Genomic DNA, 23,890 nt, shown 5'->3' with positions numbered 1-23,890 from the left:
ATATAGTGAAAAGCTTGGGACCTGCATCTCAAGCTTTTTTTGTTTCATGTGAAACATTCTCAATTTACCAGCCGCCTTAAATCAGAAGTTTGGGAGATTTTTAACAGTAAAGTAACAGTCGATTACCTTAAATATAGAGTAAGATCAACCTATCAATAAAAATCAAAACAAAGGAGTAAAATCAGTGCGGACAATAAAGACAATCAGCGACTTTTGGGAAGTAATCGATGAAATAAGAATAAAAAAAGAATTAAATTGGACAGAATTAGTTGGAGGAAAAGCGAACTTAGCTGCTAGTCAACATTGGAATCCTCCGTTGACGTATATTCTTCAAATACAAAAAAAGCTAGATATAGATATCCTGAATACGTTTGTCTATGAATTAGTTGAATCGGAACAATTAATTGGTAAAGACCCAGAAACGCCAAATAAAATGAAGTTGATTCACCAGTGGATTCAGTCTGACAATTGGATGGAGGATGAAGAAATCATCCAAAAAGTTCAAGAAGTTGCTAAAACGATTCTATAAAAAAATTAAAGGAGTAAGAAGATGGCTAATATAGAAAATATGATTAAATGGATGACAGACCGTAAAGGAACCGTCACGTACTCGATGAATGCAAGGCTAGGCCCTAATAGCTACGATTGTTCAAGTGCGGTTTACTTCGCTTTGATCAGCGGTGGTTTTTTTACTAGTGGAATGATAGGCAATACAGATACTCTGTTCTCACATTTGGAAAAAACTGGCTGGATACAAGTCCAAGAAGATGCCTCAGGAAATTATCCTGCTAAAAAAGGAGATATTTTTATCTGGGGAAATCGAGGAGCATCAGGTGGAGCGGCAGGACATACAGGCATTTTTTTAGATGATCAAGATCAGATCATTCATTGTAATTATGGCTATAATGGTATTACAGTCAACGATCACGATACGATTTGGGAAATAAACGGCTGCCCTACCTTAACTGTATATCGTTATAGAAAACTTGGAAACAGTCAAATAAAACCACAACCAATTTCTGTGACGAAAGAACAACAAACCGGCTTGATTTCAATGTCAGGTACATTTTATCCAGATAGAAAATTAGCAGTAAGTCAAGACACAGAACCAGATGAGGTGATAAGCCCCGCACAAGATTATTATTTACCTGGTATGGCAATCCACTATGATTACTATCTTCATAGTAATGGCTATGTTTGGATCAGCTATATCAGTCAAGGAGGTGCTCGGCGCTATATTGCCGTGGGACCAGATGATGGGCAGACTAATACAACTTGGGGGACAGGTTTTTTTAATTGATTAAAAGGTCTATCAAAAGTAACCTTGCTATAATGATGGAAACGTCACGATAGATGGAGAGATAGTTAATGAAGACTAATTTTGTAGAGAGTGAATTTGCTCCATTAAAAAGAGTTGTTTTAGCACAATCACAATTTTATTTTCCTGAAGGGGAGGACGAGTTAGATACAAGCTTTCTATCAGAAGCAAACATAAAACTTTTCAAGAATAAAGTTGGTGATATAGGTGATCTTTACCCAGATATGCAGAAAAAATGGGAAAAAGAAAAAGAGCAGATGCTTCAATTGTTAGCCTCCTATGATGTAGAAGTTATCAGACCGCGGAAGTTGACAACTTATGAAAAGACATTAGGAAAAGAGAGTGGACATGGCTATGCTAATTTCTTTTCCAGAGATCCGTTTTTCACACTTGGTAATTTCATCATCGAAGGCAACTTGAGGTTTGCTCACCGACGTTTGGAAATCTCGCCGATACGAGCTATTCTAAAGGAAGAATCCAAGCATGCAGAACACACCCCAACCAGATTTTAAGAAGGATCAGAAAGTGAAACAGGACCGTTTCTAGAAGGCAAGCGATGTTTTGGTTTATGGCAAAAAAATATTTGTGGGATATTCAGATTTGGCCAGCAATCAAAATGGAATCAATTGGCTGAAGACACTGTTAGCTCACTGGGACTAATACGTTTGCATCCAGATATACTGCACCTAGATTGTGCTCTAAGCATGGTTAAAGACGGATTGATTATTTACTGCGAAGAAGCTTTTTTAGATGGGTTACCCAATGCGCTAGATAACTGGGATAAGATAACTATTTCTTTAAAAGAAGCCTCCTACTGATGGCAAATGGCCTTCCGATCAATGACTCTGTGTATGTGACAGATCAGTCATTCACACAGTTGATCACAGCGTTGGAAAGTCATGGCGTCAAAGTAGAAACATTAGATTACGAAGTTTCAAGAATATTCGGTGGCTCTTTTAGATGTACAACACAAGCACTACTGAGAACAAGCTATTAATCTAGGAATTCACTCGAATTTTATAAAAAGATAAAATAACTTCAGATTTTTACCAAACAATCGTAATAAAGAAACCAAAATTTCGACACAAAATAGTCACAAATTAGAGTTATTATATATTCATACCAAACAAACAACCCTAACAAAACACTTTTTCATTTTTTAACTCCTTTTCCCGCTCTTCCCCAAGAGCGGGTTATTTATTGTGAATCACTGTGATTGGCTATGCCAGAACAGATGATGAACAATACTTGGCGACCAAAGGGAGAGAAGTCCCCGAACTAGTGAATCCCCTTCTATTACCCCAAAAACAAAAGAAATCTTGAGATAAGCCAAGCCAGAACAACCAATGAACAAAACAAAGAGTTAAAAGGGAAAGAAGTCCCCGAACTAGTGAATCCCCTTCTATTACCCCCAAAACAAAAGAAATCTTGAGATAAGCCAAGCCAGAACAACCAGTGAACAAAACAAAGAGTTAAAAGGGAGAGAAGTCCCCGAACTAGTGAATCCCCCTCTATTACCCCCAAAACAAAAGAAATCTTGAGATAAGCCAAGCCAGAACAACCAATGAACAAAACAAAGCGTTAAAAGGGAGCACAATTACTATAATAGTCAGTCATTAAACGTTGTTTCAATATCTATATTCCCAAATAATTAAAAAAGTAGAACCTGTAAAATAAAAAAACATCTAGACATGATCCTTCAATTTGAAGTCACTGTGTCTAGATGCTTTTGTTGTTCTTAGGTTAGTGTAACATTAATTAGGAAATGAGCACCTACCTACTATGTTTTCCTTTTTTTCTTCTCCAGAAAAGAAGAGATCCCGCGGCTCCAGAAATAAAGGTACCCAAACCTTGTCCTAGTAAAGATGTTTCTGATCCTGTGTTCGGTAGTCTTCTACTAAAACGAGTATCCGGAAGTCTAGATTTCGATGGATCTGCGACTAGATTAGTTTTAGAACGTGTAGTCTTAGGCAAAACGTCTGCTTTTATAGGAGCTATTAACGATTCAGGTGCTTCAGATTGTTTTCCTGCTACAGGTGCCTCTAATATTTTAGGTACCTTAGGTGCAGTAATGTTAATAGATCGCTCTACTGGTGGTTTAGCAAGGTCCACAGTTTCTGGTGCTGTAAGTGCTGGAACAATAGGCTCATCGCTTTTAGGTGCTTCTTCCAGTTCTTTAGGCCGTTCTAGTGGGTCTACGTTCGTACTATCTTCTAGCTCGTTTAAATCAACAGGTGCTTCAGGTTGAATACTCCCTTCAGCTTCGACAGTATCGAGTTCCACATTACTCACATCTTTTGAAATGAGCAATTCATCGATTGGATCAAGAGGCGTAGAGGTATGTTTTATTGTTAGCATTGGCAGATCGATTCCTTCAATTTTAACACCTAATTTTGTTGAAGCTAGAGAAGATGCAAGTGCAATATTCTTTGGTTCTAGTACTGGGGTTACATTTTCAGGCGCAGTAATCCCTAAGGGTTCTTCAGGTGGTTTAGACATATCAGGTATTGGTGGAATTATTGGGTCATTGATTTGTTTGAGCCCTAGTAAATCTAAATCTGATTTGATAGGTTCAACACTAAAATCAGAAGGCGGTACAAAAATATCTAAATCTTGTCCTAATATAGTACTAGTATACTCGCCAGTTTGCTTAAATTGAGTGGTCAACCAATAATAAATTGATATTGGTTGACCGGGTATTTCTGGAAAAGGAGTATTTTTTAGCCTGTTGATGTTCGCAGCAGAAAGAGTAGAAGTGAGATCAGACATAAGTTCAATTGATGTTAGGATAGAATCTTTTAGATAATAGATCTGAACTGTACTACCAGTTTGAGCATTAAAGACTTTAATTGCTTCTGTTATATCCTTTTTCGCCTGTGCCCAAGTTGATGAAACTCCTTCCAAATAAGCTCCATACTCGGAGAATTTTTCCACTTGTTCTAAAACTGCTTTTTCATAAGCAGCTACAAATCTATTCCAATCCTCTAAAGTTTTCATTTTTTGTAAATTCTCGGTTGTGAAGTCAGGTGATATTGATGTAAAATCACCTGTTTCTAATGAATTAAAAATCGGTTGCCAAACATTTGAGTAGTCATCATTTGGATCTCCAACATTACCAATTTCCCATCCAGATGTATAAGTTTCGAATGCTTCTAGATAGTTACTATAGGATTCATAATATTTTTGATAAGCAATGGCTTTATCACTGTTTTTTTGCATCATTTCAGTTGAATCTGCAATAAACTCTACTAATTTGCCTTCAAAATTTTCTGGATTATACACGAAATTATATTTAATATCATGCGAAATTGAGCTAGAGTTATAGATGGTATTTTTCTCTTGATAATCTTCAATGATTGGCCAAGAATCAATTAAAGATGCTGTTAAATCTTGTTTAGCTACACTATATTCTGCTTTCCAAGTACTTAAAATATCAGGAATTTTTTTGTAGTTATCTTGTGTGATTTGAGCTGTTGGGAAATCAGCAATAACTTGCTTCATGTTAGTAATTGAAGTATTGATTTCGTCCTTAGCAATAACAGCCTTTTCATAAGCTTCGAGTGCATCTGTATAAGGTTTTGCAGCTGTGAGATAACTATCTTTTGCAAGATCATACTTGGTTTGTAGATTATTAAAGAGCCCAACTGTTATATCATAGTCATTTTTAAGAGTTTTTAATTTTTCATGTGCTGCTTGATATGCAGTATCGGCTAATTTCCACGCAATATATGCTGCTTCGTATGATGTATTAACCTTATCGTATTCTTCGTGAAGTGTTGTAAAAGAATCTTCTATTTTTTCATATTCTTTTGAAACAGCGGTGTACTCTTCGTCATGTATTTTTTTTTCAGCTGTAACTTCGACCAGTATGCCTAAAGTTGTATTATAGGTTTTTAGTGTTTTTTCATATTTATTTTTAAGGTCAACGTAGTAAACAGCTAAAGCAGTATATTCTTTTTCGATAAGCTTAAAGGATTCTTTCGCTTTTGAAATTGCTTCTGATGCGATTTCAAAAGCTGTTTTAGCAGTACTAAACTCCGTTCCTAGAGTAGAAAATTGCTTTTTAACCGCTTCGTACTCTTTCATCGTTTCAGTATAGTGTGTTTTTAAATCAGAGTACTGTTTCTGCGTTTTTTTTATTATTTTTCCTAAATTAGTAAAGGATGTCTCAGTTTTTGAAAGATCTGATTTTAGTTGTGTCAATTCATTTTTCAACGTTTGATAATCTGGGAAAAGACGGTCATATTCAGCACGAGCTAGTTCATATTTTTTGGTTACAGCATCATATGTTTTGTTCGCCTCAATATATTCTGCTTCGGTCACATCGAAAGCTTCTGATCCACTTGTAAATTGATCAAAGAGGGTATCATAAGAAGCCTTTACTTGAGTAAAGTGATCTTTTACTTCATCAGATTTTTTAAGTGCAGCTTTGTAGGCTGTTTCTGTTTCAGCATAGACATTCATGACGTGAGTATAGTTAGCGTTGATTGTTTGATACTCTTTTTCTAATTGTTGATAATCATTCTTTGCGTTATCATTTTGTGTCACAAGAGAATCGTATTTTTGCTTGATAGACTGATAAGCTGCAGTGATAGCTTGATATTCACCTGTTGCAGTTTCATAGGCTGTTTTGACTATTTGAAATTCAGCAGTTAGTGAATCTGCTTGTTCTTTTACTTGTTGGTATTCTTTATCGAGTTCATTGTAGCGTTCGTTGTTTTCAGTATAGGCTGTCAGTGCAACGGAATATTCTGCTGTACCTTCTTGATATTGCTTTAAAAGTGCTTCTGCAGCTACTCGTTTTTCATTATAGTGTTTCAGGTTAGTTTCGTAAGTAGCAAGGGTTGTATCATAATCTGTTTTTTGTTGATCATACGTTATTTTAGCCACTTGATAGGTTTTTGTTTTCTGTTCAAATGCTGTTTTTCCTTTCTCATACGTTATGCGAGCTGTTTCATATTGGTTCACTAATTCGTTTAATTGAGTTGAGATCGTTTCATATGTAGTCTTTTTCTCTTCATAAGTTTGTTTTGTTGTGTGATAATCGTCTTTGATTTTATTGTACTCAGCCAGTTTATTTTCGTATTTACTTATTGAAGTCTTCAATGCTGATAAGCGTTTTTCATAGGTTGTTTTGTCAGTTAAGTAACTGTCTTTCGCTTCGTTATACTCTGTTAGTATAGCGTTATATTCCGCAAGCGCTAAATCATAATTGGCTTTAACTTCAATATAGCCAGGTTTAGCAGCTTCGAGTGCTGCTTTTAGTGTAGTATAGGATGCGACAGCCAGATTAAATTCTTTGGCTTTAGTCTCATACGTTGTTTTTTTAGAGTTATAAGTATTAAGCAATTTCTCATAAGAAAGCTTTTGTGCGTTATAGTCTTTTAATTGGTTATTATAACTGTCTTTTGCTTTATTATAGGCTGTTTGACTCTTTCCATAAGCTATTGCAGCTTCTTCGTAAATTTTCTGTTTTTTTTCATAGGCAACGCGTAAGGTTTCGTAGTCGGCTCTTTTTTTCTCTGCATCCTCGTTTAATGTTTCATATTTTGTTCGTTCGGCTAAATAGTTTTTTTGCATGCTAATAAACGTTTCTTCTGTTTGTTGATAAAGGTCTTTTTCTGCTTCATACGCATCTTTTGCTTCATTATAATCGTCAATATGTGCTTCATAGTTTGACTTGTTTGTTTCATATGTAGTTCTGCTTACTTCATACTTTTCAGTAGCCTCATCAAATTTTGTGAGCTGTATCTGGTAGGTTTCTTTTAATCCATCTAAAGTGGTTTTAAGTTGATTTGCGGTTGTGTACGTTTTATCTGCTTCATTTTTTAAGATATCATACTCTGCTAGTGACGCATTGTAACGCTGTTTGGTTGCTTCGTATTCATCTTTTGCAGTTGTATACTCCGCTAATATAGTCTTATAATCTTTTTCCAAGACGGTTTGAGCTGATTGGGATTGCTTTACTTGTTTTATGGTTGCAGCTAAACTTTGTACCGGAGTAATTGTTGTTATGACAAGCGTACTTGAATACAATAAAAATTTAAATGAACCTTTTCTTAATGAATCATTCATTAATTTACACTTACCTCCCTTTTTTTAATATTATTATAGTAAAAATATAAAAACCAAAAGATAGTTATATATATACAAATGTAATTATACAATATGTTTACGTGATATATTTATCATAATTTTCTCCACGATTCTAATTTTTTGATAAAAGACAATTAAAATTTATATTTAAAAACTATTCTTTTTTTGTATTCTTTTTTTGCATAAAAGCATTTAATTTTATTATTAGCTAATTTTATTCGAAAAATAAATTAAAAAATCTGATTTTTAACTAACAAACGTAATAAAGAAACCAACTTTTCAACATAAAATAGACACAACTTCAAGTTATTATATATTCATACCAACCAAACAACCCTAATAAAACACTTTTTCATTTTTTAACTCCTTTTCCCGCTCTTTCCCCGTAGAGCGGGTGTTTTTTTGTGAAACACTATGAATAGTTTCACAAAAAAAAGAGTTCAAAAATGAACTCTTTTTTTTTACCAATTTCGAAATATCCTAGAGACAGTAACCAATAAGACGAAAGCCACACCAACTAATTAGTAGCTTACACTGTAATTTGTTTTCTTAACTTCAAAAATGCGCTTGTTTGGGTTTCCAGTTTGTGTTAAGTCTCTGGTATCTTTACCTGCATGAACAATTGGTTTATAATTCGTTGCATTTGAATCGGAACTACCAAATGCGATGACGGATAAGTCATTTGTCTTTTGTTCAGGTGTTTTTAACCACGCGCTTAAAAAAGTTTCGCCGAAGACACTTCGGATTTGGAAATCATATTGGAACGACAGCTTTAACCCTTTATATTCAGTACCATCAAATGTGCGGTTCTCAAGATTACTAACAACGACTTTACTAGGATCTAAATCATTTATTGAAATAATAGGGTCAAGTCCCATTGTAAAAGCTACAATTTCCATATCTTTTTGATAATAGAAATAGAATTCGGGTTTTAACCATTTAGCAGTTGGAATTGTTTCTATGCCCATGTTGTATTCATTTTCAAATCCATAATTTCTAAATGACGTTTGAAACCCTACATTTCCTCCAGGTGCAGCAGATAAGCCATCTGAATATTGCCCGATGAAGGGTCTTGATTGTCCACTCTCATTAATGACTACGTTAAATCGACCAATCTCTATTCCTTCAGCATTTAAGATGGCTATAGATGCTTTATCAGCAATACTCGTGATAGCTCTAGCAATCAAACTAAACGTTCCATCGGATTTAATAATAGTAGTTTGTTGGCGTTTATTGTTTACGTATAAGCGAGCCTGAGCTGCTCCGCCTCCGTTAACAGTACCCGTGATATTTCGTTCTCCAAGAGAGAAGTCATTCAAGTTCGTTACTAATTTAATTGGATTGACTGCCACCTTGGCTTTTTGAACTAATTCACCCTCAACATCAAACCCCAACACTTCAACATAGTCTCTAAGGAATTGAATTTCATCATTAGTATCCAATGAAAATAGGCTAGTATAAGGTACTTCTTTTTCATCAACTATTGCAGTGTTTACGGCAAGTTTTACATCAGTTATTTCCCAATCTGCAAGTCCTGTGACAACAGAGTCTTTTTTTAAGGTAAATGCATCAGGTGTTAAAATCCATTCGCTTTCTTGAAGAAATACTTCAGATTCTTCAACAACAACCTTTTTATCTCTCTCTAATCCAAGAACGGTTACGCTATCTTCCATAGATTGAATACTATTCTTGATATCCAGTTCGAAAAAGTAATTGTCTTCTTTTGGAACATCCTCAATAACTCTTTCTGTTGTTATCAATTTTTCATTGACCCAAAGCTGAACCCAATAAATATTGCTTCCTTTTTTAACCTCACCAGTTACAAATAGACTCTTTTTTCCACCAACGCCAACTGGATCAGTAATAATATTTTCTGCATGATTTTTAAAGGCAGCAGCTGTATCAACGGGGGGTGTTTCAGCTGCTAAAACAGTTGATCCAGTATTATCCGGAAGAATGATACTTCCCAAACTTAACCCTAAGACAACACTTGCGGTAACAATCATTTTTTTCATTTGCTTTCTCCTTTCAAAGCTATTTATAACTATTATAAATTATTTATGTCATTTAGTAAATAAAAAAGAACTAAGATAATTTGAATCGTGAATGTATTCAAATAAGAAAAATGATGTTTATTTATCGAAAGAATATTTTATTTGGCAGCTTTATCCGTCACTTTCAGGACAATATTGAATTTCGAGTTTCTTCATAAACTCAGGCTGTTCTGATTTTAACTCGGCGAATTCATCACTGATCAGGAAGAGGTGAGGCATCGGCTCCTCAACATCGCCATTTTTATATAATTTTTGATACTGATTGATATGATTCACGTTATTCTCCGAGAAAAGGCGCTGACGGCGTTTTAGCTCGGCATTGATAGAGATTAAGGCGCGCATACTTTGAGCACCATCTAGGTTGGTAATACTCCCTAATAAGTGAGGTAGATTACGGAACAAGTTCGCCATTCCTCCCCCTTTGTAGTCAATCAGGAGGAAAGCGACATCGTAAGGATGGAAATTCACCGCTAAACTCAAAATATAACTCTGCACGATTTCCGATTTACCAGAACCTGTTGTCCCAGCGACTAACCCATGAGGTCCGTGGGCTTTTTCATGTAAGTTCAAATACACAATATCGTCTTTTCCACGTAAACCAAGCGGCACAGCTAAGGTTTGTATGAGATAAAAGAAAAAGACAGAAGCTACTTAAAAAAGTAATTTCTGACTCTGAAAGGTAATAAGTAATTAAATTTTTTCTTTTCGGTGTAGTTCTTCAATTTGATTTTCCATTTTTGGGAATAGTCTGTGAAAAATCAGATTGAAAAGCTGAGAATATTTTCGAACAGGCATAATAGTCACTAGCGATTTTCTTCTTGTTTACGGGGCGTTTTTTGTCACTGAAAAAGTCGTTCAGTAACTTTAGTGCAGCTTGCCAAGAATTTAGTTGCTCCAACATGTCATGCAGGGAATAAATTTCCTGATGGCTTACCATTTTAATAGGTAGATTATTTTTTGTCTCTAGCTTTTTAATTTCTATAATTCTCCTCCTTTTTTTTAATGATGCTCACAAGAACACCACCCCCTTTTTTATTATACTATATGATGTTCGTATGAGCAACAAAAGGACGGAGGAAATTTTATGGAAAAAAAAGTAGAAATTCGTTTGAAACAATTGGTTAAAGATAGAGGTATATCATTAAGAGAGCTTGCACGTTTATCTGATATTGAGCCTTCAATTGTTAACAAATTAGCAAATAATAAAAGAGAAAAGATTTATTTATCGCATATCGAGAGGATAGCCGATGCTTTGGATATTAGTGATATATCTGAGATAATTCGGTTGAAGTGAAAAACTGTGCAAATATCATATTCCTGGTATTTGCACAGTTTTTTATTTTATAAGTCTAAGTTTGTTATTTTAGTTACCTTATTATTTTTTAGTTCTATAGATAAAGATTCATATCCTTTTTCTGATTTATCTCTCCATCGTAATACAATTAGTCCATTCCCATCCTTTTCCATTTTGTCAGGCTCCCCAAGTTCATTCATAACTTTATCAAATGAATCTTCTTCTGCTATTTTTTTAATCTTCTTTTCATCAGGCATCGTTAAATCAGCACTGTTCATTTTGATAAACGATAATTCATTTTCTTCTGGAGAGTATATTAAATTCTGGATATAGTCTTTTGAAACAACTAAAATTTTAGAAACATTGTTATCCGTAGTTTCTTGGAAAGTATAATCATTTTTTTCAGCAAATCTTTTCAATGTTTCAGTATTGGATTTTTCACTTTTAGTGGAAACATCCATTGTCTTAAAAATGTCTGGGAAAGAGTTATATGTTTTCTTGTTGGAAGATACGAATAGCCATCCTCCGATAATAGCAACAAGAGCAACGCTAATTAAAGTAACAATAAAGATTTTCTTATTTTTCAAAATTTTCTCCTTATTTCCTATTTTATAAGTTACATAGATCTATTCTTCCAGCTGTTGCTTCTTTTTTTCTTCGTATTCTATCCGAATAGCTTTCATGTAAGCGTAGTGGCGAAACAACAAGATAATACCGCATAAAATTAGTATCAATTCTAAGTTTCCCCAAGTAAAGGAACTGTAGCTAGAAAAAATGTCATGCAGGGAATAAATTTCCTGATGGCTTACCATTTTAATAGGTGGATTATTTTTTGTCTCTAGCTTTTTAATTTCTATAATTCTCCTCCTTTTTTTGAAACGATGCTTACAAGAGCACCACTTCTTTTTTTATTATACTATATGATGTTCGTATGAGCAACAGAAGGATGGAGGAAATTTTATGGAAAGAAAAGTAGAAATTCGTTTGAAACAATTGGTTAAAGATAGAGGTATATCATTAAGAGAGCTTGCACGTTTATCTGATATTGAGCCTTCAATTGTTAATAAATTAGCAAATAATAAAAGAGAAAAGATTTATTTATCGCATATCGAGAGGATAGCCGATGCTTTGGATATTAGTGATATATCTGAGATAATTCGGTTGAAGTAAAAAATTGTGCAAATATCGCATTTCTGATATTTGCACAATTTATTATTCTATATTTCTACTTTTGTTATTTTAGTCACCTTATTATCTTCTAATTCTATAGATAAAGATAGATACCCTTTTTCTGATGTATCATTCCATCGCAATACGATTAGTCCATCTCCATTTTTTCTCATTTTGTCTGGTTCACCAAGTTCATTCATAACCTTATCAAATGAATCTTCTTCTGTTATTTTTTTAATCTTCTTTTCGTCAGGTATCGTTAAATCATTGCTGTTCATTTTGATAAACGATAATTCATTTTCTTCTGGAGAGTATATTAAATTTTGAATATAATCCTTTGAAATAATAGAGATTTTAGAAATATTCTTATCTTTACCTTCTTGGAAAATATACTCATTTTTTTCAGCAAATCTTTTCAATGTTTCAATATTGGATTTTTCATTTTTTGTGGAAACATCCATTGTTTTAAAAATGTCTGGAAAAGAGTTATATGTTTTCTTATTGGAAGATACGAATAGCCATCCTCCAATGATAGCAACGAGGGTAACGCTAATTAAAACAACAATAAAAACTTTTTTATTTTTCAATATTCTCTCCGTTCTTATTTAACAGAAAAGTTTATTTTAGATTACCTATCTCTTGAATAACTTGAAATTTTCTATTTGCTATTCAATAGTTTCAGGTTTTCTAATTGGTTAGAGTTATTCTTCCTGTTGTTTCTTCTTTTTTTCTTCGTATTCTATCCGAACAGCTTTTGTATAAGAGTAGTGACGAAATAGCAAAACAATGCCACATACAATGAGTATCAATTCTAAATTTCCCCAAGTAAACGAACTATAACTAGAAAAAATATTAGTAAAACCTGAAGCTAAACAGCAAACAAATATCCACCAAGCAGTTGAGTTTTTTGGAAATTTCTTTTCTTTATTTACTAACCAAAATATTACGATAGTTTGAATAACCGCACGAATAAGCATACCACTTAAGAGTAGTCCGTATAAATAGTATTGACTACCTGCCCAAAATCCAAAAATAACATTAAATATAGTCATTATTACTTGGACGAAAAGAAGAACATTAGCAATAGTATCTAGTTTATCTCCAGGATGTTTACTTTGCACTATCTTGTAGCTCCTTTTCAGATAATTCATCTATATCATAGTCTATTTCGTTGCAATAGTGAATGACTAATTGGTAGTTATCGTTTGTTAATTCTTGGTTATCATATCGATCGTTTCCAAAATCGATTAAATCTAATCGCACATCATTTGGTAGAAGTTCTTCATAGCAATTTTTATTAGTTCTTAAAGCACCTTTGAAGTATTCTTTTCCAAATAAAGATAATGTAACGCCAAATTCAATTTCTTTGACTGGTTTCTCAGTTTGATTAAGTAGAGCATACTCTAATACCATATTTTCATTTTTAATGGTTATATTTCCAGTAATGATTACTAATTCATTGGCAGGAAATTTGTCTTTATTTTGTTCTAGAAATTCTTTCCAAGCTGCAATGTAATTTTTGTCAATGGTCATTACGTCATATTCAGGTGTTTCCTGTAGGTACTTTGCCCATTTAATGTTCATTGGTGTTGTCCACCTTCTCTCCATTTATTTCTAAATCTGTTATTTTAAAAGTGATATCTGGACCTTTATTTTCCATTAATAAATCTGCTGATTTTAAAGGAGCATCTCCAGAGATAGCTAATGTAAAAAAACTTTTAGGTGGTAGTTCAACCAAATCATCACCCTCAAAATTAGATTTTATAGGTTCTACTTCTCCAATATTTTTGAATGAAGGAGTAAGGGTAAAACTTAATTTTTTGATAGTCGTATTTGTCGTATTTATTAGAAATGTTCCTAAGGTGTAGCGTTCTTCTTCAGGAGAATAATGCAATCCGTATAAGATAATATTTATTTTTTTAGATAAATCTATATTATCTTGTATTTTTAGGAAATTTACTTCAAAAAAGTTGTTATCAATGAAAGTTTGTTTCTCATTTTTTTTCTGATTTTTTGTTAATAGGAGTTTATAATCTCCTATTTGATAGCCGTTGTTTAGATAATCTTCTTGCTCCTTAGTAATTATTTCTTCGCTTGCGCTATTTGAAATAACGTTATTATTAGTATTTTTACAACCAACAAAAAATACACAAGTGATAATTAATATAAGTATATAACCTATTCTTTTTTTTAAAAAATGCATGACACCATTCTTCCCTTCAAATTAAAGATCAGTATCTAAATCTATTAGGTCAACTTTTTTCCCAGAAACACCGATACCAATTAGACCAGGAGTACCTATCTCTATTCCATCTGAAGCTAAATTGGCTTTAATTTTGGCAGATATTATAGAGATGTCAAGTTTACCCACATATCTAGACTGATCATCTTCCCAAAAAGTAACTTGCATACCTATCTCTGCCATATTTCCGCCGAGAGATACTTCAGCGCCATCTTTATTGACTGAGCCTTTAAGTTCGGCATTTCCTATTGACCAGTCAACTTCATCTAAGGTTCCGCTAACAGCACTTGCTTTCATAGACCCACTTGCCCCAAGTCCTGATTTTACTGAATTTTTACTTTCTCCATTCAAATCAACATTTGAATTCAATCCCGGTTTCAATAAAGAGCCTTTCATAGAGCCTTTGACATTAAAGAAATCTAAAGTAGCGTTGTTTACGTACTTAATTATATACTGTCCATTCTCATATAATAATACAGCATCTCTTCCCATTGTCGACGGTGGTCGGTTTATTAGAGGCCATGATTTCATATTTTTAAAGGTATAGTATTCACGCAAAACTTTAATTTGTTCATCTGATAAATTGCGATATAATTCTCTGATTTTTTCTTCTATTTGTTCTGGAGATAATAATTTATTCATTTTGACTTCGTGTTCTAATCGTTTGTGACGTCCTTCATTGACACCAGGAATTTTATCAATGTTCCCAGCCTTACCTATTGCTTTTAAGCTAGAATTAAGACCTGGTGAAGTAAGAGAAGAAGCACTTTGGATTTGGCTTTTATATTGGCTTATTATATTCTTAAGCTGTTTCACTTCGTCGGAGCGAGTAGAGATATTTTCTTTCAATTTTTGATCGTTAGTTTTTGATTTTTCCTCTGCTTCTGTTAAAGCAACTTTTATTTTTCTAATGTTATGATCTAGTTGTTTAGTCAAATCTGCAGATGGAGAACTTGTATAGTTTTCAGACAATGTGTTTGGAAGGGAAAGGTCACAACTACTGATAATTTCATCTATTCGAGTAGCAAGCTTTTCTGCAGACGTATAGTGAGTATCTATATCATTAGAAAGACTAGTTATGTCCGTGTTATACTTTTCAATTGCTTCACTAGTAATCTTTTTTTTCGCCATTCTGTTACCTCCAATTGGCTATATTTGCACCAGAACTGATGACGTTATTAATATAGCTATCCAATTCTTCAAATACTTCTGCATCATTAATAATTTTCTTAGATAATGCTTCAAAAAAGCTTGATACTTCATTCATATAAGCAAGAAAATTCTCTAGATATTCTTTGTAGCTTTCATCGGAATCAGAATCCCATACATCTTTTGTTAAAGAATTTTTTTTATTTTCAATTACTTTGATTCCTTCTTTAAGCTGTGTTACACCCAACATAATATTAACACAAATTTCAGATTCAATTTTACTTTTATCAATTAATAACTCTGCACCTCTTGTATAAGAGGCTTGTGTAGGTTTTGATTTAGTCTGTGCTTGAATCCCATTAGCATAAGCAGGTGTAGGTTGCGAGATAGACGAGTATGAAGGGGTATAAACCTTACTAATTCCATCTCCAGTTCCTTGGCCATATGGACTCCATTTGGGTGTATTGTTGTTTCCAGTATTAACACCTTTTATGTTAATTTCATGTGTTTTATTTTTCAAGTTAATTCCCCCTTTTACAAATCATTAAAAATTTGGAATGCTGCGTTTAAGTCAGAAATGACTAAATCATTATATTTATCGGTAGGGGCAATGACATCTGATTTAATAATATTCATTAATTCCTCAATACTTTTACCAGCTTCTCCTTTATAACCCTTACTTTCAACTCCATCAAGTGCCTTTTCAATGTTAATTAAGCCGTTGTGGATACTTGAAAACCCTGTTTTTAGTCCAATTCTTTGCTCCTCTAATGTTTCTGTTTCTACTTTTAGTTTATACCCCATAGATGTTACACTTCCTTTTTAATTTATATTATTGAATTTAAAGCAATTTGAAATTGAATTTGGGCATCTGATATTTCTCTAATTAGGTTTGTTAAATCAGATTGAAGAGTCTCAATTTTTTTATTCAATTTTTCTTGAGCAGCAGTGGCAACCATTCCCGCGTGGTTCATTTTAGTTAAGCAAGTATCACCATGGGCTGTGATTGAATCTGTCTCAGATCTTACATGCTTCATATATTTTCCTTCCAAATCGTCGTAATTTGAATATTTTGATGAAGCAAAATCTACTACTTTCTTTAATTCTAAATATTGACTATCCATTGTTTGAATATTACTATCCAAAAATATTTTTTGCATTTTTAAGTGTTCGATTTCAGAAACAAGACTATCCCGTTGACTTTTCATTGCTCTTATATTCGGCTCGTACACATTCTTGAGATTTTGACGTTCTACATTTTTTTCAGCTTCTGTTTTTTTTGCCATATTTTTCTCCCTTTAAAATATTGTTGGTAATTTAAGAATAGTCGCGTAATCGTCTTCTACAAAGTAAGCTTCTTGATTCGTTAATGCAGGTGATTTGTAGTTCAAGTTAGCAGCTGTTAATAGACTTTGGTCTGAATATTTCATAAATAGTAAACCATGTTTATTTTGTTTTAATAACTTAGAAAAATCGTCATAGTTCGCACCATAATCATTTGCTGAGCCGAATGTAATGAATTTAATTGAATCATATTCTTCATAAAGTTCAATATTTATCTTGGCTAAGGTATCTCTTGTTTTGGCGCTAAAATCATTAATGTTTGCAATTAGAATATAGTGATTCATTTCAACATCGGTTCTATTTTGTTCTTTTAGAGCGACTTGTTCATTTCTAATACCAGTCAATAGTTGTTCCATGCTTTCTAGCTCTGAAACGTAACTTACTACAGAACCACTTAAATGTTGATACGCCTGTCTACTAGTATCAATTACATGTAAATAATTAACTGGATTGACTTGATTCATACGGTTAATTTGTGTAATAAAGAGTTTCATTAAGCCTTCGGTATCTTGTTGACTAGCTCCTACAACTGCTAGATGTTCTTCTTTAGTTGTCAACCAAGGAACTACTTCAACTGTGTCTAAATCTAATCCTAAAGGTATATATTCGTTTGAAGCAGGATGTTTTCTGTCTAAAATATCTTCAAAATGTTCATATGTTAATTCTTCTGGCACCATAGGAATCGGTTCAGGTCTAGCCCCAGTCCAATGTTCATCCATTTGGCTAACTTCTTCTTGAATTGCTTCAATAATTTGTAACGTATCTTCACCATCAGCTGGTAATGCTGCTTGGAACAACTCAGGTTCTTCCAACTTGATCAACCCACGACCAGGCAAGTCATCAATCGTTAAAGTTGTACGTCCAACAATCGCTCTAGGCTCACTGTCATCGATCATCTTCAAGACAATCTGTGTCTTGATATTACTTGAAAGGATGGCTTTCAATGAGTTTTGTCTACCTGCAGAAAGAAGTAAATGAACCCCGATCCCAGCACCTTCACGGGCAACTTGGGTAATCACTTTCTCAAGGATTTCATTGAATTTCGCATCTTTCAATCCTTCAAAACCATCTAACAAGATAAGGATGATTGGTTCTTCTTTCCCACTAGCACGCTCATACATATCCAAACTCGCCACAGAAAACTCACTCAACAGCTTCTTACGACGTTTCAACTCATCGTTGATCCGTCTCGCAAACTTCTCAATTTTCTCTTCTTCATCAATACTCATCGTATCTGCCACATGTGGTAATTTCTTCAACGGCAGAAGTCCATTTGTCCCAAAATCAAGCAAGTACACATTTAGCCTTTCAGGACTATGCACTCTCGCCAAATCCATCACAACCGTCTGCATAAATGTACTTTTCCCATACCCAGGACTACTAAACACGGTCATATGACCTTCTTGCGTCATATTCAAACGCAACGTATTCTGTGCCTGCATACTCGGCACATACACTACACCCAAAACAGGTTCAAGCGGCTGTTTCTCTGTCAACCATTCTTCTCTAAAGTCCACAGGATGAAGGGTAGAAGAAGCAATCCGTTCTTCCAACGGCGGTAGCCAAGGACGAGGAAGGGGTGTGATATTCTCACGTTCCGCCACTTCATGAATCCCATCAATAATGGCATCGAGTTCAGTCGGAATCTGTTTCACATCATCCGCATTCTCCAAGCCACTTAAATCTTCACTTAGAATCTCATACTGACCAAGGTCGTTAACTAAATAAATCGTATGATCCTCAATCTGTTGGTCATCTTTCTCAGGCTGATAATCCGCACCACTCCAAGCACTTTGGAACAGTTCATAAATCTCATTATTCCCCACTTGCAAGTACGCACGACCAGCTTGAGTAATTTCCGCTGCATCAGGTGTTTTCAACATTTCCATCGAATCGGCTTTATCCGCCACTTTCAACGCTAATTTAAATTTCGAGTTACTCCAGATTTGATCGTTTACTACACCACTTGGTTTTTGCGTCGCAAGAATCAAGTGAATCCCTAACGAACGCCCAATACGAGCAGTGGAAACAAGTTCCTTCATAAACTCAGGCTGTTCTGATTTTAACTCCGCAAACTCATCCGAAATTAAGAAAAGGTGAGGCATTGGTTCAGAAACATCGCCATTTTTATATAATTTTTGATACTGATTGATATGATTCACGTTATTCTCCGAGAAAAGGCGCTGACGGCGTTTTAGCTCGGCATTGATCGAGATTAATGCACGCATGCTTTGAGCGCCATCTAGGTTGGTAATACTCCCTAATAAGTGGGGTAGGATACGGAACAAGTTCGCCATTCCTCCACCTTTGTAGTCAATCAGGAGGAAAGCGACATCGTAAGGATGGAAATTTACCGCTAAACTCAAAATATAACTCTGTACGATCTCAGATTTACCAGAACCCGTCGTCCCAGCGACTAAGCCATGCGGTCCGTGGGCTTTTCATGTAAGTTCAAGTAAACAATATCGTCTTTCCCATGTAAACCAAGCGGCACAGCTAAGGTTTTATTAGCTATATTCTGTCTAATACTAACAAAATAGGGAATAATATTAGGCAGATAAAAGAAAAAAGTAAAAAACTACTAAAAATAGTAATTTTTTACTTTGAAGGCGACTCAATATTCAAATTTTTTCTTTTTGTCTCAACTCTGTAATTTGTTGTTCCATTTTCGTCAAGGTTTGCGTAAAGTCATTATGAAAAATAGAGAAGATTTGTGAACAAGCGTAATAGTTACTTGCGATTTTTTTCTTGTTTACTGGTCGTTGCTTGTCACTAAAAAAATCATTTAGTAAATTCAGGGCATTTTGCCAGGAATTGAGTTGTTCTAAAAGATCATGTAATGAGTAGATATCTTGGTAGCTAATACTTTTAATTGGTTGATTTCTGTCGTTTTTAATAGTTAATGGTTGTATTTTATTCATTATGTTTCTCCTTTAAATTTTTTTGGAGAATTTCTTAAATGTATGATATACTCAACTTGTCTATGGTGGAGTTTTAATTTAAGAAATTCATTTCTTATTTTTAGAGCTCTGCTTTTTGTTTTAATAGTTCATGAATTCAAAATAAATAAACTTGTTTACTTAGGTTCATGTTAGATCGCCTCCTTTAAATAGAGCCTTCTGTATTTTTAGACGTATAGGATATAAAATATTAATTATTCCTATACAAAAGACTGTTTCTATTAACTTTATATTTTCATTATACATATTTCTGTTTACTTTTTCAATGGTTAAAGTAAACATTTGAATACTTTTTTGAAAAATATTGTAAAACCTAGTATAGTAATACATGAAAGAAGGTGCTATTTTGGAGCAGTTAGGAATTAATATTAGGAAATTACGTAAAGTCAGAGGTATGACACAGGAAGAACTGGCAGAAAATGCTAAAACAACTAAGCAAAGTATTTTAAAGATCGAAAAAGGAGAAACAATTCCTCTGAGTACGACTCTTTACGCGATTGCATCTTCATTAGGCACAACTGTTGAGACTCTTTTTAGTGAGAATATTGAGCTTAGTCAGACTTCTGAAAATATAGTTTTGGATGTTTTGAGGAAACAAGCCTCATTTAATGAACTACATAGAAATATTTTGGAAGAAAGTGAAAAGGATGGATTTAATAAAGTAAAGTTAGAGAAAGAGAGGAAACTTCTTCTTTCAGAATTAGATATAGACAATCTAAGTAACAAAAAATTGTATGAACTTATTGTATTAAAACAGAAATCTGAATTAGAAATTGCTAGGGAGAAGTATTTAGAAACTAAATTTGTTTCAGATAGAGCTTAAAAAGAACAGAATTGACTTGAAATAGTGTCAGTTCTGTTCTTTTGTCATTTTCTAGATGTTCCACTTTTATTTTTACTAGTAGGCTAGTTATTCTTTTTCTAAAATCCCCATGTAAATGTCCGAGGAACTCACAAAATAGCTATCACTTTGTCTAGTTCCTCGAGCTTTTTTTAGCGTAACATGCCTACCATTTGCTTTAACATTAGAATTTGTTCTTCTAAATTCTTATTTCTTCACCCTCATAATCTAGCAAAATAGCAATCTAAAAATCTATCTTATCCATTTTACATACAATAAAAAGCGATATTCATGTTGTTACTCACGAATATCGTTTTCAATAACTTTAATACTTAATTTATATTACCTTGATGAGGGAGTTACATATTATTAGTCAAGGTTTTACTATCCGACACTAATCAGATAGTAAAATGCTTTTTTATTTACTGTAGTCATTTTTAATTTCCTCTAGCCCCCTCATCAGGGCATCTTGTATCACATCAACGGTAGTATGATACTTAGAGTCTTTAGACTTAATAACATTTACAAATTCTTTGAGCACACCATCTATCATAATTGTAATACCTTCTACTTTTTCCCCAGTTTGTTCATTTTCAAATTCTTCTGTCATTATTGAAATAGTTTTTTTCATTCTCAAACATTCTCCTCTACTATTAAACACTAAATAAATTATCTTCAGAATGGCTCATCCAATATTTTTTTGAATTTGGAATATCATCTTCAAAATCTTTATATTCAGAATACCAGAATTCAGGAACATAGTCTTCATATGAAGAAGGCTCTGAATAATTTGAATAGAATATTTTTTTATCAAAATCTACATACAAGCTAGGTCTATAATCATATTTCCAACTATCATCTACATTGTTTTTACTGTTTAATAAAAATTTTCTTAGTTCCTCAACAGTTGCTTTATTTTCTTTTATTAAATTAAGAAAGTTTGAAGCATTAGGAGTATCTAGAACTAAATTATTTTTTCGACTTTTATCAATGTAATTAATATCAATACTGTATCCTTTATTTTCAAATGCTGTAACACGTTTTTGATAATCTAAAAACCAAATTTCTTTATCAGAAACGTACCATGAAAAATTTCCTTCTAAAATAACTGCTACAATTATATTTTCTGTATAGTCTGGTATTAAATTCATTATTTCCCACCTTTTATGATTTTGGAACTGATAGCAACTTCTTCAATCCATTCAGCCCAAGGAGGAGGAAACTCAACACTTACTCCTGGAGTAGTTGGATCAGTTAGTTTAGGTACAGTTCCTCCCTGATTTGCCGGGTTGGTTTTAGAACCAGCCTGTGGAATCATGTTTTCTTTTACAAAATCATCAAACCATTTTGGTACCTCAATTTCTATTAAATCTGCACCAGGTCTGTTATTTTCAATAAAGTGTCTCGCATGTTCCCCATCATCAATACTTATATTAAGATCTCTGTCTTTTTTATTGATAAAGATATTTCCATCATTATCTACAACGATTCTATCTTGACTAGATTTATTTCCTTGCCCTCCTTGAACTCGACGGTAAGTAACTGTTTCTTCCGCAACATCAAGTTCGCTGGCTTTCTTAGAAGGAATTTTAACTTTCCCCTTAAAGAAACTATTATAAGCGGTAAGTCCAGCAAAAGCTAGGTTCATTGCACCAAATAATCCAGATAATACCTTTTCTTCACCTGACAACTTTCTTCCAGTTAAAAGACTGTTACCAGTTGCAGCGCCCCAAAATCCTTCTAATGCACCTACACCCGACATACCTAGTGAAATAATCGGTCCAATAACAGGGATACTTGTTACAGCTACAGTCAATGCAAAAGCGGCAGTTCCTTTAGCTAATGCTTCTAAAAAGGAATCATAATCGTAACTAGCAAGATTCATCGCCATCATTTGGTATTCTTCATAGGTGAAATCATCACCAATCTGTTTTTTGAACTCAATATATTCTCTCTTTAACTGTTTTCCTAACGGAGTTGCAGGTTCTAGTAAATCTTTTAGTGTCACAATACCCGATTGACCAGTAGAGAAATTACCTGATTTTGCTAAAGACCCAGTAGCTGCTGTACTATACCCTTTGATATCAACGTTACTCATTGCGCCTAAAAAGTCATCTAATTTCATATTGAAAGGGAGATCGATATCGTTTTGAATAGATATAGGAGCATTTTTTGAATATTTGTGAAGTGTTTCAGTTAAAGTAGGAAAAGAAGCTAATTGATATTTTCCTACAGAATCCGTATCAAAAACAGAATTGATTTCTCCATCATTATCATATCTGCTGATAGTGTCTTCTGCATCTGTGATGATATCAAAACTATCTTTGATTAAAGTTGCGATAGAATCGGCTGCGCCACCACCAGCATTTAACCCAGCAATGGCACTAACATCCTGTTGCCAATCTGCTTGAATACAATTTACTTTACTCATTAATAAATCGTCCCACCTTTCACTTTCGCACTATTTTGGGCATTTTCAGCAACTTTACTTGCGATATAATTATCTGTGTCTTTAAATTCGTTGGTTGTAAACTCTACTAGTGAAGCCATTCGTTCATAATGCTGAACTAAATCACTAATTTTTACAAATGCCATAGGATATATCGCAAATTTGTCTAATGCCATTCCTGATTCATAGAATCCAGTTTGTTGAAGTTCTGTGGCCGCTGTTACGGCTTCATTTAATATAGAACTTGTAGAACGAAGTAACGATACTAAATCAGACATCTCGTCTGCACTAACTTGTGTTTTAGTCAAACCAACCTCTTCCTTTCTCATACTCGATACCTAATGTATCAACTACTCGTTTATTTAATAATTCTTGACTTGTATGATAAATTTTCTTGGTTGCTACATCTATTTCAATCAATCTTTCTTCTTTCATGAAAAACAACCATTCTTTTACGGTACTGATTTTATCGTCAAGCACTTTTATTTCACCGACTGAAAAGAGTTGTGAGTCAACGGCTTCTAAAAGTGTTTCTATTTCTTTATTATTAATTATTTCGTTATGAACAACTGCATTTTTTCCTGATTCGCCTCTTAAAAGTTCATTTGTCAGATAGACTTCTTCTAAAAATTGTTGTCTTGTAAATTGAGTGAAGAGATAGCCGTCTTCTCCTTTGATAATCCCTATCCCTTTAGTATCATAAAATGTCATAAAACAATTATTAACGAAAATGAACTTTTGATTTTTGCTGTATAGTTCTAAAAAACGGATGACATCAGCGCCATGTTTAGTCAAATTATTTTTTGAGTCAACAATTTCTTTCTTTTTGAGTGATTGTTCTGCTTTTTTACTGGATTCAGTAGGGGATAAAGAGCAGTCTTGAATTTCAGGACATCCAACCAAGAGTCTTTTATCTATAGATTGGAGTAAAATAAATAGTTCTTCGGGGGTAAAACTCTCTTTTATTGTCATA

Annotated in this window: 22 protein-coding genes and 3 pseudogenes; 6 read left to right on the top strand and 19 right to left on the bottom strand. The window is 33.7% G+C overall.

The features are described 5' to 3' along the window. The first annotated feature begins 184 nt into the window (after positions 1–184). From IGJ34_RS15570 to IGJ34_RS15560, 3 genes and pseudogenes are all read left to right on the top strand, one after another. Complete coding sequence (locus tag IGJ34_RS15570; RefSeq protein ID WP_069653524.1) at positions 185–529, top strand: hypothetical protein; 345 nt, start codon at positions 185–187, stop codon at positions 527–529. A gap of 21 nt (positions 530–550) precedes the next feature. Continuing rightward, the gene (locus IGJ34_RS15565; protein ID WP_206836636.1) at positions 551–1,300 is read left to right on the top strand and encodes a peptidoglycan amidohydrolase family protein; all 750 of its coding nucleotides are present in this window, start codon (positions 551–553) and stop codon (positions 1,298–1,300) included. 68 nt (positions 1,301–1,368) lie between these two features. Beyond that, positions 1,369–2,315 (top strand): annotated as a pseudogene (locus IGJ34_RS15560) (dimethylarginine dimethylaminohydrolase family protein). 776 nt (positions 2,316–3,091) lie between these two features. Here IGJ34_RS15560 and IGJ34_RS15555 read toward each other — a convergent pair. From IGJ34_RS15555 to IGJ34_RS15545, 3 genes and pseudogenes are all read right to left on the bottom strand, one after another. Beyond that, positions 3,092–7,393: an LPXTG cell wall anchor domain-containing protein gene (locus IGJ34_RS15555; protein ID WP_430597829.1), complete on the bottom strand. Its 4,302-nt coding sequence runs from the start codon at positions 7,391–7,393 to the stop codon at positions 3,092–3,094. 542 nt (positions 7,394–7,935) lie between these two features. Then, the gene (locus IGJ34_RS15550) at positions 7,936–9,429 is read right to left on the bottom strand and encodes an immunoglobulin-like domain-containing protein (protein ID WP_430597828.1); all 1,494 of its coding nucleotides are present in this window, start codon (positions 9,427–9,429) and stop codon (positions 7,936–7,938) included. Between the two features lie 183 nt (positions 9,430–9,612). Next, positions 9,613–10,089, bottom strand: a pseudogene (locus IGJ34_RS15545) (FtsK/SpoIIIE domain-containing protein); the annotation flags it as partial. Positions 10,090–10,552: 463 nt separating this feature from the next. Between IGJ34_RS15545 and IGJ34_RS15540 the strand changes: the two are divergent. Then, positions 10,553–10,762 (top strand): helix-turn-helix domain-containing protein, encoded by a 210-nt coding sequence (locus IGJ34_RS15540; protein ID WP_430597827.1) that lies wholly within the window; start codon positions 10,553–10,555, stop codon positions 10,760–10,762. A gap of 47 nt (positions 10,763–10,809) precedes the next feature. Here the strand turns inward: IGJ34_RS15540 and IGJ34_RS15535 are convergent, their stop codons facing one another. Further along, positions 10,810–11,349 (bottom strand): hypothetical protein, encoded by a 540-nt coding sequence (locus IGJ34_RS15535; protein WP_430597826.1) that lies wholly within the window; start codon positions 11,347–11,349, stop codon positions 10,810–10,812. 373 nt (positions 11,350–11,722) lie between these two features. Between IGJ34_RS15535 and IGJ34_RS15530 the strand changes: the two genes are divergently transcribed. Continuing rightward, entirely contained in the window at positions 11,723–11,932 is a 210-nt protein-coding gene (locus IGJ34_RS15530; RefSeq protein WP_430597825.1) for a helix-turn-helix domain-containing protein, read from the top strand. 47 nt (positions 11,933–11,979) lie between these two features. Here IGJ34_RS15530 and IGJ34_RS15525 read toward each other — a convergent pair whose 3' ends face one another. From IGJ34_RS15525 to IGJ34_RS15480, 10 genes and pseudogenes are all read right to left on the bottom strand, one after another. Further along, positions 11,980–12,519: a hypothetical protein gene (locus tag IGJ34_RS15525; protein ID WP_069653531.1), complete on the bottom strand. Its 540-nt coding sequence runs from the start codon at positions 12,517–12,519 to the stop codon at positions 11,980–11,982. A gap of 114 nt (positions 12,520–12,633) precedes the next feature. Further along, positions 12,634–13,053: a hypothetical protein gene (locus IGJ34_RS15520; RefSeq protein ID WP_430597824.1), complete on the bottom strand. Its 420-nt coding sequence runs from the start codon at positions 13,051–13,053 to the stop codon at positions 12,634–12,636. Beyond that, entirely contained in the window at positions 13,043–13,516 is a 474-nt protein-coding gene (locus IGJ34_RS15515) for a hypothetical protein (protein ID WP_430597823.1), read from the bottom strand. The genes IGJ34_RS15520 and IGJ34_RS15515 overlap by 11 nt, the downstream gene beginning before the upstream one ends. Continuing rightward, the gene (locus IGJ34_RS15510; protein ID WP_430597822.1) at positions 13,506–14,135 is read right to left on the bottom strand and encodes a hypothetical protein; all 630 of its coding nucleotides are present in this window, start codon (positions 14,133–14,135) and stop codon (positions 13,506–13,508) included. Before IGJ34_RS15510 ends, IGJ34_RS15515 begins: the two co-directional genes overlap by 11 nt. A gap of 21 nt (positions 14,136–14,156) precedes the next feature. Beyond that, complete coding sequence (locus tag IGJ34_RS15505; RefSeq protein ID WP_430597821.1) at positions 14,157–15,305, bottom strand: hypothetical protein; 1,149 nt, start codon at positions 15,303–15,305, stop codon at positions 14,157–14,159. A 4-nt stretch (positions 15,306–15,309) separates the two neighbouring features. Then, complete coding sequence (locus IGJ34_RS15500) at positions 15,310–15,843, bottom strand: hypothetical protein (RefSeq protein WP_430597820.1); 534 nt, start codon at positions 15,841–15,843, stop codon at positions 15,310–15,312. A 14-nt stretch (positions 15,844–15,857) separates the two neighbouring features. Beyond that, entirely contained in the window at positions 15,858–16,127 is a 270-nt protein-coding gene (locus tag IGJ34_RS15495; protein WP_430597819.1) for a hypothetical protein, read from the bottom strand. 23 nt (positions 16,128–16,150) lie between these two features. Beyond that, a complete protein-coding gene (locus tag IGJ34_RS15490; RefSeq protein ID WP_069653538.1) occupies positions 16,151–16,609 on the bottom strand; it encodes a hypothetical protein in 459 nt (152 codons plus the stop codon). A gap of 12 nt (positions 16,610–16,621) precedes the next feature. Then, positions 16,622–19,173 (bottom strand): annotated as a pseudogene (gene essC, locus IGJ34_RS15485) (type VII secretion protein EssC); the annotation flags it as partial. 115 nt (positions 19,174–19,288) lie between these two features. Further along, the gene (locus IGJ34_RS15480) at positions 19,289–19,588 is read right to left on the bottom strand and encodes a hypothetical protein (protein WP_430597818.1); all 300 of its coding nucleotides are present in this window, start codon (positions 19,586–19,588) and stop codon (positions 19,289–19,291) included. A 367-nt stretch (positions 19,589–19,955) separates the two neighbouring features. Between IGJ34_RS15480 and IGJ34_RS15475 the strand changes: the two genes are divergently transcribed. Next, on the top strand, positions 19,956–20,450 hold the full coding sequence (locus IGJ34_RS15475; protein ID WP_430597817.1) for a helix-turn-helix domain-containing protein: 495 nt from the start codon (positions 19,956–19,958) through the stop codon (positions 20,448–20,450). Positions 20,451–20,886: 436 nt separating this feature from the next. On the opposite strand, the gene IGJ34_RS15470 is transcribed toward IGJ34_RS15475, so the two are convergent. The 5 genes from IGJ34_RS15470 to IGJ34_RS15450 are packed head-to-tail and all read right to left on the bottom strand — an operon-like array spanning position 20,887 to position 23,889. Next, complete coding sequence (locus IGJ34_RS15470) at positions 20,887–21,099, bottom strand: hypothetical protein (protein WP_430597816.1); 213 nt, start codon at positions 21,097–21,099, stop codon at positions 20,887–20,889. 22 nt (positions 21,100–21,121) lie between these two features. After that, the gene (locus IGJ34_RS15465) at positions 21,122–21,619 is read right to left on the bottom strand and encodes a hypothetical protein (RefSeq protein ID WP_430597815.1); all 498 of its coding nucleotides are present in this window, start codon (positions 21,617–21,619) and stop codon (positions 21,122–21,124) included. Continuing rightward, on the bottom strand, positions 21,619–22,899 hold the full coding sequence (locus tag IGJ34_RS15460; RefSeq protein ID WP_430597814.1) for a hypothetical protein: 1,281 nt from the start codon (positions 22,897–22,899) through the stop codon (positions 21,619–21,621). The genes IGJ34_RS15465 and IGJ34_RS15460 overlap by 1 nt, the downstream gene beginning before the upstream one ends. Beyond that, entirely contained in the window at positions 22,899–23,225 is a 327-nt protein-coding gene (locus IGJ34_RS15455) for a hypothetical protein (protein ID WP_430597813.1), read from the bottom strand. Before IGJ34_RS15455 ends, IGJ34_RS15460 begins: the two co-directional genes overlap by 1 nt. Beyond that, positions 23,218–23,889: a DUF5081 family protein gene (locus IGJ34_RS15450; protein WP_430597812.1), complete on the bottom strand. Its 672-nt coding sequence runs from the start codon at positions 23,887–23,889 to the stop codon at positions 23,218–23,220. The genes IGJ34_RS15455 and IGJ34_RS15450 overlap by 8 nt, the downstream gene beginning before the upstream one ends. Position 23,890 lies beyond the last annotated feature (1 nt).

The organism is Enterococcus sp. AZ177 (assembly GCF_050544585.1).
Taxonomy (GTDB): Bacteria; Bacillota; Bacilli; order Lactobacillales; family Enterococcaceae; genus Enterococcus_L; species Enterococcus_L plantarum.
The sequence above is the reverse complement of the archived record's forward strand: the minus strand, read 5'-3'. Positions and strand labels throughout refer to the sequence as shown.